19 protein-coding genes are annotated in these 17439 nt (G+C 41.4%); 17 read left to right on the top strand and 2 right to left on the bottom strand.

The window, feature by feature from the left end; genetic code table 11:
- Window positions 1-198 precede the first annotated feature (198 nt).
- The 3 genes from L3Q70_RS09305 (at window position 199) to L3Q70_RS09295 (ending at window position 2181) form a co-directional block, all read left to right on the top strand.
- Window positions 199-564, top strand: coding sequence for a cupin domain-containing protein (locus L3Q70_RS09305; RefSeq protein ID WP_237114153.1), 366 nt, complete (start codon window positions 199-201; stop codon window positions 562-564).
- Between the two features lie 211 nt (window positions 565-775).
- Entirely contained in the window at window positions 776-1645 is an 870-nt protein-coding gene (locus L3Q70_RS09300) for a PhzF family phenazine biosynthesis protein (RefSeq protein WP_237114152.1), read from the top strand.
- Window positions 1646-1869: 224 nt separating this feature from the next.
- Window positions 1870-2181: an EthD family reductase gene (locus tag L3Q70_RS09295; RefSeq protein ID WP_062569241.1), complete on the top strand. Its 312-nt coding sequence runs from the start codon at window positions 1870-1872 to the stop codon at window positions 2179-2181.
- Between the two features lie 109 nt (window positions 2182-2290).
- Here the strand turns inward: L3Q70_RS09295 and rne are convergent, their stop codons facing one another.
- Window positions 2291-5437 carry a ribonuclease E gene (gene rne, locus L3Q70_RS09290; RefSeq protein ID WP_237114151.1) on the bottom strand — a complete coding sequence of 1049 codons (3147 nt, stop codon included), beginning with the start codon at window positions 5435-5437 and terminating at the stop codon, window positions 2291-2293.
- Between the two features lie 617 nt (window positions 5438-6054).
- Here rne and rluC point away from each other — a divergent pair.
- The gene (gene rluC / locus L3Q70_RS09285) at window positions 6055-7023 is read left to right on the top strand and encodes a 23S rRNA pseudouridine(955/2504/2580) synthase RluC (RefSeq protein WP_237114150.1); all 969 of its coding nucleotides are present in this window, start codon (window positions 6055-6057) and stop codon (window positions 7021-7023) included.
- Window positions 7010-7702: an HAD-IA family hydrolase gene (locus L3Q70_RS09280; RefSeq protein WP_237114149.1), complete on the top strand. Its 693-nt coding sequence runs from the start codon at window positions 7010-7012 to the stop codon at window positions 7700-7702. Before rluC ends, L3Q70_RS09280 begins: the two co-directional genes overlap by 14 nt.
- Here L3Q70_RS09280 and L3Q70_RS09275 read toward each other — a convergent pair.
- Complete coding sequence (locus L3Q70_RS09275; RefSeq protein ID WP_062569237.1) at window positions 7650-8246, bottom strand: nucleoside triphosphate pyrophosphatase; 597 nt, start codon at window positions 8244-8246, stop codon at window positions 7650-7652. The genes L3Q70_RS09280 and L3Q70_RS09275 overlap by 53 nt on opposite strands.
- A gap of 141 nt (window positions 8247-8387) precedes the next feature.
- On the opposite strand from L3Q70_RS09275, the gene yceD reads away from it, so the two are divergent.
- The 12 genes from yceD to L3Q70_RS09215 all read left to right on the top strand — a co-directional run bounded on the left by yceD (window position 8388) and on the right by L3Q70_RS09215 (window position 17438).
- Complete coding sequence (gene yceD / locus L3Q70_RS09270; RefSeq protein ID WP_062569236.1) at window positions 8388-8912, top strand: 23S rRNA accumulation protein YceD; 525 nt, start codon at window positions 8388-8390, stop codon at window positions 8910-8912.
- Between the two features lie 10 nt (window positions 8913-8922).
- Window positions 8923-9093 (top strand): 50S ribosomal protein L32, encoded by a 171-nt coding sequence (gene rpmF, locus L3Q70_RS09265; protein WP_062569235.1) that lies wholly within the window; start codon window positions 8923-8925, stop codon window positions 9091-9093.
- A gap of 11 nt (window positions 9094-9104) precedes the next feature.
- The gene (plsX, locus tag L3Q70_RS09260) at window positions 9105-10133 is read left to right on the top strand and encodes a phosphate acyltransferase PlsX (protein ID WP_237114148.1); all 1029 of its coding nucleotides are present in this window, start codon (window positions 9105-9107) and stop codon (window positions 10131-10133) included.
- Between the two features lie 70 nt (window positions 10134-10203).
- Window positions 10204-11130 (top strand): ACP S-malonyltransferase, encoded by a 927-nt coding sequence (gene fabD, locus L3Q70_RS09255; RefSeq protein ID WP_193988904.1) that lies wholly within the window; start codon window positions 10204-10206, stop codon window positions 11128-11130.
- Between the two features lie 11 nt (window positions 11131-11141).
- On the top strand, window positions 11142-11888 hold the full coding sequence (gene fabG, locus L3Q70_RS09250; RefSeq protein ID WP_062569232.1) for a 3-oxoacyl-ACP reductase FabG: 747 nt from the start codon (window positions 11142-11144) through the stop codon (window positions 11886-11888).
- Window positions 11889-12126: 238 nt separating this feature from the next.
- Entirely contained in the window at window positions 12127-12363 is a 237-nt protein-coding gene (acpP, locus tag L3Q70_RS09245) for an acyl carrier protein (protein WP_016707440.1), read from the top strand.
- Between the two features lie 117 nt (window positions 12364-12480).
- A complete protein-coding gene (fabF, locus tag L3Q70_RS09240; RefSeq protein ID WP_054554715.1) occupies window positions 12481-13719 on the top strand; it encodes a beta-ketoacyl-ACP synthase II in 1239 nt (412 codons plus the stop codon).
- 57 nt (window positions 13720-13776) lie between these two features.
- The gene (gene pabC / locus L3Q70_RS09235) at window positions 13777-14589 is read left to right on the top strand and encodes an aminodeoxychorismate lyase (RefSeq protein ID WP_237114147.1); all 813 of its coding nucleotides are present in this window, start codon (window positions 13777-13779) and stop codon (window positions 14587-14589) included.
- Window positions 14586-15566 (top strand): endolytic transglycosylase MltG, encoded by a 981-nt coding sequence (gene mltG, locus L3Q70_RS09230; protein ID WP_237114146.1) that lies wholly within the window; start codon window positions 14586-14588, stop codon window positions 15564-15566. The genes pabC and mltG overlap by 4 nt, the downstream gene beginning before the upstream one ends.
- A 15-nt stretch (window positions 15567-15581) precedes the next feature.
- Window positions 15582-16208, top strand: a complete 627-nt coding sequence (gene tmk / locus L3Q70_RS09225; protein WP_237114145.1) for a dTMP kinase — start codon at window positions 15582-15584, stop codon at window positions 16206-16208.
- A gap of 1 nt (window position 16209) precedes the next feature.
- Window positions 16210-17103: a DNA polymerase III subunit gene (locus L3Q70_RS09220; RefSeq protein ID WP_237114144.1), complete on the top strand. Its 894-nt coding sequence runs from the start codon at window positions 16210-16212 to the stop codon at window positions 17101-17103.
- A gap of 8 nt (window positions 17104-17111) precedes the next feature.
- A complete protein-coding gene (locus L3Q70_RS09215; RefSeq protein WP_062569227.1) occupies window positions 17112-17438 on the top strand; it encodes a PilZ domain-containing protein in 327 nt (108 codons plus the stop codon).
- Window position 17439 lies beyond the last annotated feature (1 nt).

Below are 17439 nucleotides of genomic sequence, written 5' to 3'. Positions count from 1 at the left end.
GCTTTAAGTTATTAGCTTAAAAGCGAGCTAAGAATGGCGGGTTTGAGCGCTTTATCGATCTTGCACATTTAAGAAGCTGAAACTACAAGCTTTATTTAATGCACTAGCACAGCTATTCAGTGGTGTGAGCTTATGGTTGGCGTGGACGAATTTACTACCATGCCAACGAACCGTTTGAATAATTATTAAAGGGATACTATGACTTATAAGGCAATAAATTTTAAAGATAAATTTTCTAAATTTAGTGATCATTGGTCGCCACGTGTCATAGCTGAAATGAACGACTATCAGTTTAAACTCGTAAAAGTTGAAGGAGAGTTTGTTTGGCATGATCACCCTGATACTGACGAAGTATTTATTGTCATTGAAGGTGAGTTAGACATTGAGTTCAGAGATGGTTCGGTAAGCCTAACATCGGGAGAACTGTTTGTCATTCCAAAGGGTGTTGAGCATAAACCTAGAGCTATAACGGAATGCAAAATAATGCTTGTTGAGCCGAAAGGCGTTGTAAATACCGGTGATACAGGTGGTGAACTAACGGCTGTTAATGATATTTGGGTGTAGTTAACAAACTTGTTGATGTCAGATTCAAATGAGCAATAATTGGACCTCCCGATAGGTAGTATTGTATTTGATTATTAGACATTTTTTATTTACATACTTTATCAAAAACAGTCACTATGGATACTAAACTACAAGGAGCTAACATCACATTACGTTAGCATGAAGTAAGTACCGTGGCGATACTAACTCATTTTATTAAGAGAACCAGCTAATGGTAGTAACTGCATTTTTAGTTAACTCGTTTACTGCACAGGAGAGCGGTGGGAATCCTGCTGGTGTTGTTCTAAATGCCGATGCGCTTTCTGATAATAAGAAATTAGCAATAGCTCAGGAAATCGGCTTTTCAGAAACGGCGTTTGTTTCACGCGATCCTGAAGCTGATTTTGCGGTATCATTTTTTACCACCACTACTGAAGTCGATTTTTGTGGTCATGCAACACTCGCTGTGTTTTCAACTTTGTTTCGACATGGCCTTGTTAAAGCAGGCAGCTATACACAGAGAACCAAAGCAGGTTTACTTGGCGTTAGCATTGATGAAAGTGGCCTAGTTACCATGGAGCAAGCCTTACCGCAGTTTTTAGGCACGTTCAGATACGATGAAATAGCAAAACTAATCGGGCTTGATGTTAGTGTATTATCATCAACCAAGATGCCTATTGAGGTTATATCAACAGGCCTGGCAGATATAATTGTGCCTGTACCTTATGGAACACTCGATAAGATAAGTTGCGATGATTCTTTAATTGCTGATTTTAGTAAAATACATAATGTGGTAGGCATTCACGCCTTTGAGCTTGAAAACACGCAAAGCACTATAACCGCAAGTTGCCGCAATTTTGCGCCTTTATTTGGTATTTCGGAGGAATCTGCAACAGGTAGTGCGAGTGGGGCGCTTGCCTGTTATTTAACAAAGCATGTTTTTAGAAATTCGAATAATCACTTTGTATTTGAGCAAGGGCGAGCAATGGGCTGTTCTTCATTAATTACTGCGTCAGTTGAATCTAATAATAGGCAAATTAAGAAGGTTATTGTTGGTGGTACAGCTAATGAAATAGGCACAAGGCGTATATCTGTGAGCTAATTCTTTCACAAGGCCTTCAATTTAACACAGTATTTGTATTGCCTTTATGTTTCTTCGTTAATTTACTACTGCTCTGTGGTCAGCGTTATCAACTAACTTAGTTTTTAAATCCCATCTTAAAAGACCATTGTAACTTTTCCTAACATACAGTAGGTTTATGTACCTTATTTAGGTTTTGTGTGTGTTCGACTCTAGGGTTAACTTTACAACTAAAGGTGAAAACAATGATAAAAGTAAGTGTTATGTATCCTAATAGTGACAAGGCATTCTTTGACATAAATTATTATGTAAATACTCATTTTCCACTCGTCTCAGGATTATTGGGGGATGCGCTGATTGGAGTCAGTGTTGATTCTGGTTTATCGGGCGGGACTATTAATGAAAAACCTGCCTTTATCGCGATTGGACATTTGATGTTTGATTCTTTAAAAGCATTTGAGGATTCGTTTAGCCCTCATGCAGAGGAGATCCTTGCAGATTTACCGAATTTTACAAACGTACAACCACAAGTTCAGATCAATAAGGTTGAAATTTAAGTTAGACCGTTACTACGCTTATTAAGTGCGTTGATATTTATGTAACTCAGTAAAAATAAAAAAGCCGCGTTATGTTGATAACGCGGCTTCATTTGTTTGCTGAGCTTAATTAGTCTACTAGCATTGTTTTCGCCATTTCAGCACTCGCTTTTCCTGCAGGCTTGATTGAACCAGCACGCAGGCCACTGTCTGGAATAGTAACACGTTTATCATGTGCCATTGCCGCTGGAGTAGGCTCTGGCTCACTATCTGCAACTGGTGCAGGTTTAGCCATTACAGCGCTTGCTGAACCTTTCACTAAAATTGTTTTCTCATTTTTAGCAGGCTGTTCAGCTTGTGCTGACTCTTCCGTTTTTACTGGTTCTTCAGCTTTCACTGGTTCTTCAGCTTGTACTGGCTCTTCAGCTTGTACTGGTTCTTCAGCTTGTACTGGTTCTGCAGCTTGAACTGGTTCTTCAGCTTGTACTGGTTCTTCAGCTTGTACTGGCTCTTCAGCTTGTACTGGCTCTTCAGCTTGTACTGGCTCTTCAGCTTTTACTGGTTCTTCAGTTTTCACTGGCTCTTCAGCTTGTACTGGCTCTTCAGCTTTTACTGGTTCTTCAGTTTTCACTGGTTCTTCAGCTTTTACTGGCTCTTCAGCTTTCACTGGTTCTTCAGTTTTAACTGGTTCTTCAGTTTTCGCTGGCTTTTCAGCTTTCACTGACTCTTCAGCTTTCACTGGCTCTTCAGCTTTTACTGGTTCTTCAGTTTGAGCTTGCTTTGCCTTTAGTTCAGCTTCGTATTCAGCAGCAGCTTGATCTGCAACTGGGATGAATGCTGGTGCATCAGTTTTCTCATCACTCGATTTTTCATCGTGCTCTGGGCGACGACGACGTTGACCAGCGGCACGAAGGTGACGCGGCGAACGACGAGAGCGAGTACGTGGTTGGGCTTGCTCTTCTTCAGTTGATGTTTCAACCACTGATTCAGCTTGCTCAGCTTGTTTAGGCTCAGTGTCAGCTTTTACAGGTTCTGTAGGTGCTTGCTTTTCAGCAACAGGTTGTTCTGCCTGTTCAGTCTCAACAGCTACAGCTTCTTTTACAGGCTTAGCTGGTTTCTCAGCTTTAGCTGCTTGCTCAACTGTTTCAGTCGTAGTGTGTACTGTATTTGCTTCATCTGCGCTTTCGTCTGTTACGCGAACTTTTTTGCGTAAGTTACGACGTTGACGACGAACCTTAGGCTTTGTCTCTTTTGGTTGCTCAGATGGCTTTTCTTGGGCAGTGTCTTTTGTCGTTTGTTCTACATCGTCATTACGTTTTTCATTACGTTTTCTGTTGTTAGAATTACGACGACGCTTGTTGCGATTCTCGTTGCCTTCTTTTTGCTCAGGCTTATTCGAAGTGTTTGTGCTTTCTTCTTTAGCTTGCGCATCATCAGGACGTTTATTACGAGAATTGCGACGACGTTGATTGTTACTACGACGACGGTTGTCGTTGTTGCGACGATTATTGCTACGTCTTTGCGCTGCTTTTTTCTCTTCTTGCTCTTTTTCTGCTTCATCTTCGGCATTGCTGAATAACGACTTGAAGAACTTACCAATCGCAGCAAATAAACCACCTTCAGGTTTCTTAACTACAGGAGCCGGTTGCTCAGCTTTTGGTGCCGCTTGAGGAGCTGGTGTTGTAGGCATAACCACACCTTTCAACACAGGCTCTTCACGAACAGGTGCAGAAGGTGACTTAGCCATCTCGAATGATTCTGGTTCAGGCGCAACGACTTGTTCGTAGCTTACGGTTTCAATCGTTTCATCTTTACGTAAGCGAACCACTTCATAATGAGGTGTTTCTAAATGCTGATTTGGAATAATTACGACATCAACATTATGGCGCTTTTCAATACGGTGAACGCTACGGCGCTTTTCATTTAACAAATAAGCGGCAACAGCAACAGGTACTTGCGCATTCACTTGCGATGTGTTGTCTTTAATCGCTTCTTCTTCAAGTAAACGAAGAATTGAAAGGGCAATAGACTCATTTGAGCGAATAGTACCTTGGCCGCTACAACGAGGACAAGGACCTTGGCTTGCTTCACCTAATGATGGACGTAAGCGTTGACGTGACATTTCAAGTAGACCAAAGCGAGAGATCTTACCAATTTGTACGCGAGCACGGTCTGGACGCGCCGCATCTTTTAAACGGTTTTCAACTTCACGTTGGTGACGAGGTGGAGTCATATCGATGAAATCAATAACAATAAGACCACCTAAATCACGTAAACGTAATTGACGGGCAATCTCGTCAGCCGCTTCTAAGTTTGTATTAAGCGCAGTTTCTTCGATATCGCCGCCTTTTGTGGCTTTTGATGAGTTGATATCGATAGATGTTAATGCTTCTGTTGGGTCAATAACAATTGAGCCACCTGACGGTAAGCGAACTTCGCGTTGGAAGGCTGATTCAATTTGGCTTTCGATTTGGTAATGCGTGAATAAAGGCACATCACCTTGATACAGTTTCACACGGCTCATGAAGTCAGGGCGGAAGCGTTCAATGTGCGCTTTTGCTTCTTCAAATACGCGTGCTTTATCAATTAAAATCTCACCAATATCACGACGTAGATAGTCACGAATAGCGCGGAAAATAACGTTGCTTTCTTGGTGGATTAAAAATGGAGCAGGGCCGCTATCGGCAGCTTGCTGAATTGCTTCCCAATGAACTAACAGTGCTTTTAAATCGTACTCAAGTTCTTCAAATGATTTACCCACACCGGCTGTACGAACAATTAAGCCCATGCCTTTCGGTAATTCTAAACGGCTTAGTGCTTCTTTTAATTCAGTACGCTCGTCACCCTCGATACGGCGTGAAATACCACCAGCACGCGGGTTGTTTGGCATCAGTACCAAGTAGCTACCAGCAACGCTGATAAAGGTTGTTAACGCAGCACCTTTTTGGCCACGTTCTTCTTTATCAACTTGGACGATAACTTCCTGACCTTCTTTAATTACGTCACGAATATTCGGACGACCTTGGAAAGTATAACCTTGCGGGAAGTAAGTACGTGCGATCTCTTTTAATGGTAGAAAACCATGTCTTTCAGCGCCATAATCAACGAAGGCTGCTTCAAGAGATGGTTCGATACGGGTGATTTTACCCTTGTAAATGTTGGCTTTTTTTTGTTCGTGACCTGGGCTTTCGATATCTAAATCATATAGGCGCTGGCCATCAACCAGTGCAACACGCATTTCTTCTTGCTGCGTCGCATTGATTAGCATACGTTTCATATTGTTACTCTACTAATTCTGTCGCTGACATGACGATTTATCTCGTCTGTTCAGTAGCTTTTGACGGTTATTTTTGTGCAATCTCACGACTGGTTAAGGTCAAAAACCTTTATTGTATGCATACATTGAGCGTGTCTATGGTGTGGCTGACAATAACATGCTGTCACGTTATTAAATTCTTTTCGGTGCCAAAACTGCCGTTCTTATCTACGGCTCTTTATTACGAGTTCTGTCCAGAAGTCGACCATGTTCAAATTGTAATTCAATGTCTTGCTACAACTGTAAATTCTGAACGACGTTTTTACGTCGTCACTATCAGACAATTTATCTGTTCAATTGCTTTTTTAATCATTAATCAACATTCGTGCTCAAATTATGCAGGCAATATATTACGCGCATCGCCGATAATTGAACGCTCGTGTTGGCTGGGTGGTTATAAAAGCTTTGGAAAACTTAGCGCGGATCTGTATGATCGGCAACCCAGAATATGCATCACGAATGTATTAATGTGATAAAAAGCACCGTTGTTAATTGCAAACTTACGTTGCGTTAGTGATTATCCCACTATTACAACCGCGTTAGCAACTAAATTATTTACTTAAATCAGTGATTAGGCAATGTCAGAAAAAACCGGCTTACAAGTATCATTCGTTACCATCAGTGAAGACCATTTGGGTCAACGCATTGATAACTTTCTTATAACTCACCTAAAAGGTGTGCCTAAAAGTGCAGTGTATAAAATTCTTCGTAAAGGCGAAGTGCGAGTAAATAAAAAACGTATAAAACCAGTTTATAAGTTACAACTTAATGATGTTGTCAGAATCCCGCCAATTAAAGTGGCTGAAAAAGAAGAATTTGTACCTAAAAAGCTCGACAAAGTTAAACAGCTTGAAGACGCTATTTTATTTGAAGATAAGTATTTGATGGTGATTAATAAGCCTTCAGGTATGGCCGTGCATGGCGGTAGTGGCCTAAGTTATGGCTTAATTGAGGCACTGCGTGTACTTCGCCCTGAAGAGCGTAGCTTAGAACTTGTTCATCGCTTGGACCGTGACACTTCAGGCTGTTTGTTGATTTCTAAAAGGCGTTCAGTGTTGACTGATTTACACAGGCAGCTACGTGAAAAAACCATGGAAAAGAACTATTGGGCATTAGTGGATGGTCAGTGGGATGCAAAAACCAAAAATGTCACCGAGGGTCTTCGTAAAAACACGTTGAAGTCTGGTGAGCGCGTTGTGCGTGTTGATAACACGGAAGGTAAACCATCGCATACTCGTTTTCGTGTGCTTGAGCGTTACGCAGAGTGTTCATTAGTGCAAGCGTCTCCAGTTACGGGTCGTACTCACCAAATTCGTGTGCATACACAATGTAAGGGGCATCCTATTGCCTGTGATGATAAATACGGTGTCGCAGAGTTTGATCAATACGTGAATAAGCTGACTGGTTTAAATCGTTTGTTTTTACATGCCCATGATTTACGCTTTATGCATCCTAAAAACGAAACAACCATGCATGTTGAAGCGCCATTAGACAAAGCGTTAAGTAACTGTATTAAAAAACTACGTGCTGATAATGAACAAATTTAAGCTGGTTATTTTTGATTGGGATGGCACAGTAATGGACTCTGTGCCGAAAATTGTTACGTGTTTGCAAAATACTGCCAAACAGCTGGGTATCGATATACCAACAGAGCAGCAAGCAAAAGATGTGATTGGCTTATCGCTAGTCAAAGCGACTGAAGCACTTTTCCCTGCCCATTTACACTTAAATGATGAACTAGTCGCAGGCTATAAAGCGCAGTACCGTGAGCTAGATCTCACACCTACACCGTTATTCGCTGATGTAGAAACGGTATTAAATCAGCTAAGCGACGCAGGTATGCAATTGGCAGTGGCTACCGGTAAAGGGCGTGAAGGTATCGATAGGTTACTTAAAGAATCAGGCCTTGGTAAGTACTTTGTTAATATAAAGTGCTCTGATGATGCTAAGTCGAAGCCATCACCAGATATGCTTGAGCAAATTTTACGCGAGCAAGACATAGCTAAGCACGACGCTGTGATGATTGGTGACAGTCAATTGGATATGGCAATGGCTAATGCTGCGGGTATTGCCTGTATTGGTGTCAGTTTCTGTGCACATAGTAAGGCGCAGTTAGAGCAACATACGCCGTTATGTGTTGTTGATTCATACCAACAATTGCTACACGTTTTAACTACGCCTCCTGAAGCATCAGCACATCAACATCAAATTCAGCCAGTAGTTTAGTTAGAGTGATCAGTGGCAGACCTATCAGTGTATTTGGGTCATCGCCACTGAGCTTTTCAAATAAGCAAATACCTAACCCTTCGCTTTTAAAGCTGCCTGCGCAGTTATAAGGCTGCTCAGCATCGCAATAAGCATTTATTTGCGCAAGTGTCAGTGTTTTGAATGTCACCTCAAAAGGCACCACAGTGGTAATCGCTTTATTGCTTTTGATATCAAAAACACTCAAACCCGTTAAGAATGTCACCGTATGACCACTGAATGAGGATAACTGTGCAACTGCATTGTCTTTAGTGTGGGGCTTTCCTAAAATCGCATTGTCAAATACTGCAACCTGATCAGAGCCTATTACTAAACCTTCATCAAAATGCTGTGTTGCTACACGGGCTTTTTGTTCGCTTAAACGCTTTACCAGTTGCTCAGGTGTTTCACCCGCGATAGGGGATTCATCAATTTCTGGAGAGAAACTTTGAAAAGGTAAGTTGAACTTAGTTAATAATTGCTGTCTAAATGGTGAGCTTGACGCTAATATAAGTGTTGGTTTCATAAAAAATTCTGGATGAAAATTGTATTTTGCCAAGGATAAGTCACAATGAACCCGAAAACAAAGCGGAAGATCGTTAAAAACCGACTAAAAATGGTTTTTTACTTTGACTAACTTACTAACTATCTATATGATGCAGCCCCTATGCAAAAGGTGAAAATTCCCATCACTCTTCATCCCAGCAAAGCAGCACAACATCGTTTATCTTATGACGGTATTGTTCCGCTTGAAAAACTTTCTCGTTTAGAGCAAGTTGTGCAGGAAGAAGCAGGTGAAATAGCGGTAAAGATTCATTGCAAAATTGATGATCAAGGTTTAGTAGTGATAAGTGGTAATTTATCAGTACACGTAACCGTAACTTGTCAACGATGCAATGGTGATTTAGGGTTGGATTTGGATCAAGACTTTGTGTATTCGCCAGTCGGTTTGGATGCAGAGTCAGATCATCTTCCTGCAGGTTACGATGAAGTAGAACTGGACGAAAACGGTGAAATCAACGTGTTTGAGTTAATCGAAGACGAATTGATTTTAGCTATTCCAATAGTGCCTACACACAACGAAGCCTCGTGCAGTTATTCATCAGAGCCTTCAAGCTTTGGTAAATTAGCAGCAGAAGATGACAAACCAAATCCATTTGATATTTTGAAACAACTTAAGAAAGATTCTTAGGAGAAGACTAATGGCTGTACAAAAAAGCAAAAAGTCTCGTGCAAGACGCGGCATGCGCCGTTCACACGATGCGATCAATGGTCCAACTTTAACTGTAGATCAAGTTTCTGGTGAGACTCATCGTCGTCACCACGTAACTGCTGACGGTTACTACAAAGGCGTTAAAGTAATTTCTAACTAAGAGATTGCTATATGCTGACCAATCTAACCATAGCGTTAGATATGATGGGGGGCGATTATGGCCCCCGTTCATCTATCCCCGCTGCCGTGAACGCGGTAAATGCTAATACCAACTTAAGACTCATCTTATGTGGTAATCAGCAAGTTATTCTAAAAGAACTCGAAGCACTCGATTCGTTATCTCATCCTCGTTTAATTATTCGCCATTGTAGCGAAGTTGTCACAAATGCGTGTGAGCCTGCTTCAGCGGTTCGTTCTAAAAAAGATTCATCAATGCGAGTTGCCCTCGATTTAGTTAAATCGGGTGAAGCGCAGGCCTGTGTAAGCTCCGGTAATACGGGCGCGTTGTTTTTTATGGCGCATTATGTATTGAAAATGCTACCAGGCGTAAAGCGTCCTGCCCTTATTTCTGCTGTTCCAACTGAACGGAAAACACCTGTTTACTTACTTGATTTAGGGGCGAATGTGCATTGCGATGCGCAAACGCTTTATCAATTTGGCATTATGGGTTCTGTGGTAGCAGGGCAAGCTCTTGGTTGCGAAAACCCAAGAGTCAGTTTATTGAATATTGGCTCTGAAGACATCAAAGGGCATGAAGGAATAAAACAAGCTGCACAGTTAATGCAGCAGTGTAAATATCTCAACTATACAGGGTATAGTGAAGGTAGTGATATTTTCAGTGGCAAAGCCGATGTAATTGTGTGCGAAGGATTTGTAGGTAATGTGGCACTTAAAACCTGTGAAGGTATTGCCAAGCTTATTATGCATAAACTCACCAAAGCCTTACACAAGCATTTCTTATACAAAAGTTTGGCTTTTTTACTGCGTCCAGTAATAAAAAAGCTCTACAAACGGGTGAACCCCGACCAGTATAACGGCGCAAGTCTGATAGGATTGCGCGGTATTGTTGTTAAAAGCCATGGTAATGCCTCTGCGAAGGCGTTTCATGCTGCTATTGATGAAGCCGCGCGGGAAGTCGAACGCCAACTCCCTGAAAAAATCGCTGCGATTTTTGAGCAAACACATCCAACAACAAAGTAGTGCAGCATAGTTAAAACTTGTTATGCTGCCTGCTAGAGAATATTTTTTTGTTTAATTATAAGAGCTAAGTATGGCACATAAAATTGCACTCGTATTCCCAGGTCAAGGCTCACAAACTGTGGGTATGTTATCTGAACTATTAGCTGATTCACAAATTGCTAAAGCAACATTTGCTGAAGCATCTGAGGCTCTTGGCTATGATCTCGCTGCGCTTGTACTAAATGGTCCAGAAGAAGAATTAAATCAAACCCATCGTACACAACCGGCACTTTTAACTGCCAGTGTTGCTATTTACCGTCAATGGTTAGATGCAAACCCTGATGCTGAGGTTGTTATGGCTGGTCACAGCTTAGGCGAGTATTCAGCGCTAGTGTGTGCTGGCGTCGTAAGCTTAAGCGAAGCCGTTAAACTCGTTGAAAATCGTGGTTTATACATGCAAGAAGCAGTACCTGCGGGTGTTGGTTCTATGGCTGCAATCATCGGTTTAGGTGATGATGAAATTAAAGCAGCGTGTGAAGCATCAGCCAATGGTGAAGTTGTTTCACCAGTCAACTACAACTCACCCGGTCAGGTTGTTATTGCAGGTCATAAAGCCGCGGTTGAACGTGCATCAGAAGCATGTAAAGAAGCAGGTGCTAAACGCGCTTTACCACTGGCAGTAAGCGTGCCTTCTCACTGTGAACTAATGAAACCAGCCGCTGAAAAATTAGCTGCTGATTTAGCTGCTTTAACATTTAATACACCTAAGTGTGATGTAATCAACAACGTTGATGTGAAAGCAGAGCAGTCAAGTGAAGCAATTAAAGATGCATTAGTACGTCAACTTTACAGCCCAGTACGCTGGACTGAGACAGTACAAGCATTGGTTGCACAAGGTATTACACAAAGTTATGAGTTTGGCCCAGGTAAAGTATTAACGGGCCTTGCGAAACGAATTGATAAAGCAATGGTATGCGCTGCGGTTAATACGCAGGCTACGATTGATGAAGCGAAATAAGTAGGAATAGAATGACAAATTTATTTTCTCTTGAGGGCAAAGTTGTCCTAATCACTGGTGCAAGCCGTGGTATTGGTAAAGCGATTGCAGAGACGTTAGTTGCACAAGGTGCAAAAGTAGCGGGTACTGCAACAAGCGAATCAGGTGCTGCTAAAATCAGCGAATACCTAGGCGACAATGGTAAAGGTTATGCACTTAACGTAACAGATCCTGAGTCAATTGAGGCAACACTTGCTGCTATAAAGGCTGATTTAGGTGATATCGATGTATTAGTTAACAATGCCGGTATCACTCGTGATAACTTATTAATGCGTATGAAAGACGGTGAGTGGGATGACATCATCGATACTAATCTAAGCTCAATTTTCCGTTTATCTAAGGCTGTTTTACGTCCTATGATGAAAAAGAAAAATGGCCGTATCATTAATATCGGTTCTGTTGTGGGCACGATGGGTAATGCGGGTCAAGCTAACTATGCTGCAGCCAAAGCTGGCGTAATTGGTTTTACTAAGTCATTAGCGCGAGAAGTGGCATCACGTGGCATTACAGTAAACGTTGTTGCACCGGGTTTTATTCAAACCGATATGACCGACGAGCTGACTGAAGAGCAAAAAGCAGCTACGCTTGCAAATGTACCTGCAGGTCGCCTTGGTCAACCTGACGAAATCGCAGCAGCTGTGTGTTATTTAGCATCCGATGCAGCGGCGTATGTATCAGGTGAAACATTGCATGTAAATGGTGCGATGTATATGGTTTAATGAATGTTAGCTTAAAAAAGCTAACGAAAGTTTATCGAAAAATATTGAATTTTTTGTGATCTTGCTTTAAACATACTTGAATTCGCTGTGAAAATAAGCGATAAATGAACAAATACCAATCAAGAGGTTTGACCAGATAAGTTATTATCAGCAAATCCTTGAATCACAGAATTATGCGGCGTAAACTACGCCGCAATCTGAAAATAACGCATTGGCGTTTTTAATAAAGGAAAGAAGAATGAGCGACATCCAAGAACGCGTAAAGAAAATTATCATTGAGCAACTAGGTGTTAAAGAAGAAGAAGTAAAACATGAAGCTTCTTTCGTAGATGACTTAGGTGCTGATTCACTTGATACTGTAGAACTAGTAATGGCTCTTGAAGAAGAGTTCGACACTGAGATCCCAGACGAAGAAGCTGAAAAGATCACTACAGTTCAAGCTGCAATCGATTACGTTACAGCTCACGCTGAGTAATTTTACGCATTTTGATTTTAAGGGCAGCATTACGCTGCCCTTAGTCTATCTGAAGAATGATACTAATAAATTTGGTATACACCCCACCTAAAATAATTTCCTTATTGGAGGCAACCCGTGGCTAAACGTCGAGTCGTCGTAACTGGCTTAGGAATGTTGACACCGCTAGGTAATGATGTTGAATCTACTTGGCAAGGTTTGTTAAACGGTAAAAGTGGTATTCAAACTATCACGCATTTCGATACCTCAAGTTTCGGCACCAAATTCGCAGGTTTGCTGAATGACTTTGATGCATCAGCTTACATGTCACCGAAAGATGCAAAGAAAATGGATTTGTTTATCCAATATGGCATTGCAGCGGGTGTACAAGCACTACAAGATTCAGGTCTAGAGATCACTGAAGAAAACGCCACGCGTGTTGGTGTAGCAGTTGGGTCTGGCATCGGTGGTTTAACTTTAATTGAAGAAAACCACATTAAACTATTAAACAGCGGTCCGCGTAAGCTTTCCCCGTTTTACGTGCCTTCGACCATTATCAATATGATCTCTGGTCATTTATCGATTATGCACGGTTTACGTGGTCCTAATATTTCAATCGTTACAGCCTGTACCACAGGCCTACATAACATTGGTCATGCTGCGCGTATGATTGCATACGGCGATGCAGATGCAATGGTAGCCGGTGGTGCTGAAAAAGCGTCTACACCAATTGGTATGGGTGGCTTTAATGCTGCACGTGCATTATCAACTCGTAACGACGATCCACAAGCAGCATCACGCCCTTGGGATAAAGACCGTGACGGTTTTGTACTTGCTGATGGTGCAGGTGTAATCGTACTGGAAGAGTATGAGCATGCAAAAGCACGTGGCGCGAAAATCTATGCTGAACTGGTCGGTTTTGGTATGAGTGGTGATGCCTATCACATGACGTCTCCACCGGAAGACGGTGCAGGCGCAGCCCTTGCGATGGAAAATGCTCTAAATGATGCACAAGTTAATGCAGACCAAGTGGGTTACATTAATGCTCATGGTACATCGACTAATGCAGGCGATAAAGCCGAAACTTCAGCCGTTAAAACTATTTTTGGTGATGCGGCGAAAGATGTGATGGTAAGTTCATCTAAATCAATGATGGGTCACTTGTTAGGTGCGGCGGGCTCGGTAGAGTCGATCATTACTATCTTGTCACTGGTTGATCAAAAAGTAAGCCCTACAATCAACCTTGATAACCCTGATGAAGGCTGTGATTTAGATTATGTACCGCACACTGCACGTGACGCTAAATTGGATTACGCACTATGTAATTCATTTGGTTTTGGCGGTACTAATGGCTCGTTGCTGTTTAAAAAGGTATAATTCTTTTTAACAACGGACTAAAAAGAAGAGCCCAGTTGTTTAACTGGGCTTTTTTGTATGAGCAAATTAAAACAAACAATAAAAATAACCAATTCAGACTCCACAATAAGCACCCAAGATCGTGGCTTAAATTATGGTGATGGCTTTTTTACAACAGCTTCTATTGTTGATGCTTGTATTGAGCATTGGGACTTACATAAAGCGCGTTTAGTTGAATGCGCTGAGCGATTATTTTTCCCTGAATTAGATTTAAACGAAATAGAGCGAGTAGTTAACAAAGCAATTTGCGATACACAAACTGGGATATTAAAAGTTGTCATCACCCGTGGCGCAGGTGGACGGGGTTATGGTTTACCTGACGAGCCAACTGTCCAAGTGCTGATCAGCGTATTACCTCAGGTTTCACATTATAAAAATTGGCAAGAGCAGGGTGTAAGCCTAGCAATCAGTGACGTCAGGCTTTCACATCAACCTTTACTTGCTGGACTAAAAACCTTGAATCGCTTAGAGCAGGTGCTTATCAAACATCACATGCACTCCATCGAGTGTGATGACGTTATAGTGCTTGATTATGATGACAATGTGATTGAGTGCTCTGTAGCAAATCTATTTGCGATTAAAGACGGTCAAATCGTTTCCCCCAAGTTAGACTGCTGTGGCATCACAGGGGTTTATCTACGCGCTTTATGTGATAAGTTAGCCATTAAGTTTAAAGCAATCCAAGTTGATGAGTTTTTAGCGATGGATGCAGTGTTTATGTGTAACAGTTTAATGGGCGTGGTTCCTGTAGCAAACATTGCTGATACACAATTTGATATTACGCGCAGTAAAGCATTATTAAAGGCGCAATTTGCCAAGGAGAGTCAGTGATTAAAGTCATTGTTAGCGTGCTATTATTAGCATTGCTATGTTGTGGTATTGGTTATCAACAACTTCAATCAGCATTGAAAATGCCGTTAAAAGTTGAAAACAATACTTTATTCAAAGTAGAGCGTGGCACTGGCTTTAATCAGCTTTGCCAAGCATGGCAAACAAATCACTGGGTTGATAGCTGCTTTAAGTTTCAGGTACTCGCTAAATTAGATCCTACGCTTACTGATTTAAAAGCGGGTCTTTACGAGCTTAACTCTCGCTCAGTGGTCGATAATATTCGCCTTATAAATCGGGGAGCAGAAGTTAGCTTTTCTTTTACAATTATTGAAGGTCAGCCACTTCGTGACGTCGTTGCCAATATTCAAAAGCAAGCGTATTTAACCCAAGATTTAGATACAGAAAATTTAGCGACGCAGATAAGTAGCACACAAGAAAATTTAGAAGGCTGGTTATTCCCAGATACTTATCACTATCATAGTGAAGATAACGCAAGCAGTATTCTTAAACGTGCATACAGTAAAATGCAGCAAGAATTAGATGCTGCGTGGCAAAATCGAGCGCAAGATTTAGTATTAAATTCGCCCTATGAAGCGTTGATCCTAGCTTCTATTATTGAAAAAGAAACAGGCCTTGCAAGCGAGCGACCTATGATTTCAGCGGTGTTTACTAATCGCTTGAAAAGCAATATGCGACTGCAAACTGATCCAACTGTAATTTATGGTATTGGTGCTGATTTCGACGGGGATATTAAGCGTAAAGATTTAACCACTTACACGCCGTATAATACATACAAAATTAAAGGACTACCGCCAACTCCGATTGCAATGCCATCTCGAGCTGCTTTGCTTGCAGCGGTTAACCCGCCTGAGTCTGAGTATATATATTTTGTATCGAAAGGGGATGGTAGCCATCAATTTTCGAAGACATTACAAGAGCATAACCGTGCTGTGCATCAGTACCAGTTGAACAAATAACCAGAATAGAGTCATATGACAGCGAAATTTATAGTGATTGAAGGCCTAGAAGGTGCTGGAAAATCAACGGCAATAGCCGTATGCCAAGCTTATTTAGAGAACAAACAAGTCGATTTTATGAATGTGCGTGAGCCTGGTGGCACACCAATGGCTGAAGAACTTCGCAATATTGTTAAGCAAGACCACACAGAACAAGTAACGGGTGAAACTGAGTTATTGATTATGTACGCTGCACGTTCTCAGTTAGTTGCAAATGTGATTAATCCAGCCCTTGAGAAAGGCACTTGGGTTTTGGGGGATCGCCATGATCTTTCATCACAAGCCTATCAAGGTGGTGGTCGCGGTATTGAGCAGGCTAAGTTATCATTTCTAGCTGATATGGTATTAAAAGGGTTAAAACCAGATTTAACCCTTTATTTAGATATTGACCCTGCTATTGGTCTTGCTCGTGCCAAAGGCCGTGGTGAGCTTGATCGTATCGAGCAAGAGGCGCTAGGCTTTTTTGAGCGTACTCGTGAACGTTACCTTGAAATTGCTAAAACTGATAGTAGTATCAAAACAGTGGATGCCAACCAAACAATGCCCGAGGTGCATGCGGCAATAATCACGGTGCTAGACAACTTTTTTGCAGGTTTAAATTAATATGCCTTTGCCATGGCTTGAAGGTCTGTACCAGCAATTAGCTCAAAGCTTTTCGCAGCAGCGTTTTCATCATGCACAGCTGTTTAATGGTGATAAAGGGGTTGGCAAACACCATTTAGTCGATTCACTCGCTGATGGTTTATTATGTGCTTCACCTGTGCAATTAAGAGCGTGTGGTCATTGTAAAAGTTGTCAGCTTAATCAAGCAGGAACGCATCCAGATAAGCGAATTGTGAGAGTTGATGGACAAACAATTGGTGTTGATGAAATTCGCGATATTACTCATTTTATCAATCATTCCGCGGCACAAAATGGCAACAAAGTAGTTGTTCTTGAACAATGTCATAAAATGACCACCGCGGCAGCAAATGCCTTATTAAAAACACTTGAAGAGCCAAGTTTGAACCGTTATTTACTTTTAACCTGTGAGCAAACTGCTTTATTGCCCGCGACTATTCTAAGTCGCTGTGCAGTGCAGGAAGTCAAAGTAGATAGTTCAATTACGACACAATGGTTAGCCTCTTTGAGTATTCCTAATTACTCTTGGTTAGCATTATTTGCTAGTCAACCGCTTTTAGTGGAACAGTGGTATAAAGAGCATCAGTTAGAGTCTGTTGACTTACTTTATAAATTTGCAACTGAGATAAAAGACAGCCATAATTTCAGCACGTTAGTCGATATATTAAATAAAGAGCATAGTCTTGTTAATGTATTTGCTCTGTTTTTAACTGAACACCTTAAAACGCAATTAGTATTAGGTATGGACTTTTTTAGCTATCAAAAAGCACAAACTGCACTTTCTGAGTTTCTTTATAATAGTTCTCATGTGCTTGGCTTAAATATGTCACTTGCCATTTCACAATTAGCGTTGACTTTACGTGAGAGCCAAAAATAGGACATAGTGTGCAAGAATTACTAGTAGATATTGAAGACTTAGACGAGCTATATCGCTGTTACATGCCTTACTTAAAAAACGGTGGTTTATTTGTTCGCACGAATATGCGTTTTGAAATGGGGCATTCGTTAGCATTGAAAGTCACATTGCCTGATGCCCTTGAAGATGATGTAATTACAGGTAAGGTAACATGGATTACACCTCAAGGGGCTCAGAGCTCTAATCCTCCCGGAATTGGTGTAAGTTTTATTGATGATAAAACCAATTTGAATGCTAAAATCGAAAAACTACTGGGGACTATGTTAAACTCAGGCAATCCGACCTATACCATGTAAT

The sequence above is a fragment of the Pseudoalteromonas sp. CF6-2 genome (genome assembly GCF_021729425.1).
GTDB lineage: Bacteria > Pseudomonadota > Gammaproteobacteria > Enterobacterales > Alteromonadaceae > Pseudoalteromonas > Pseudoalteromonas arabiensis.
Note: the sequence above shows the minus strand (reverse complement) of the source record. Positions and strands in the feature narration are given on the sequence as shown.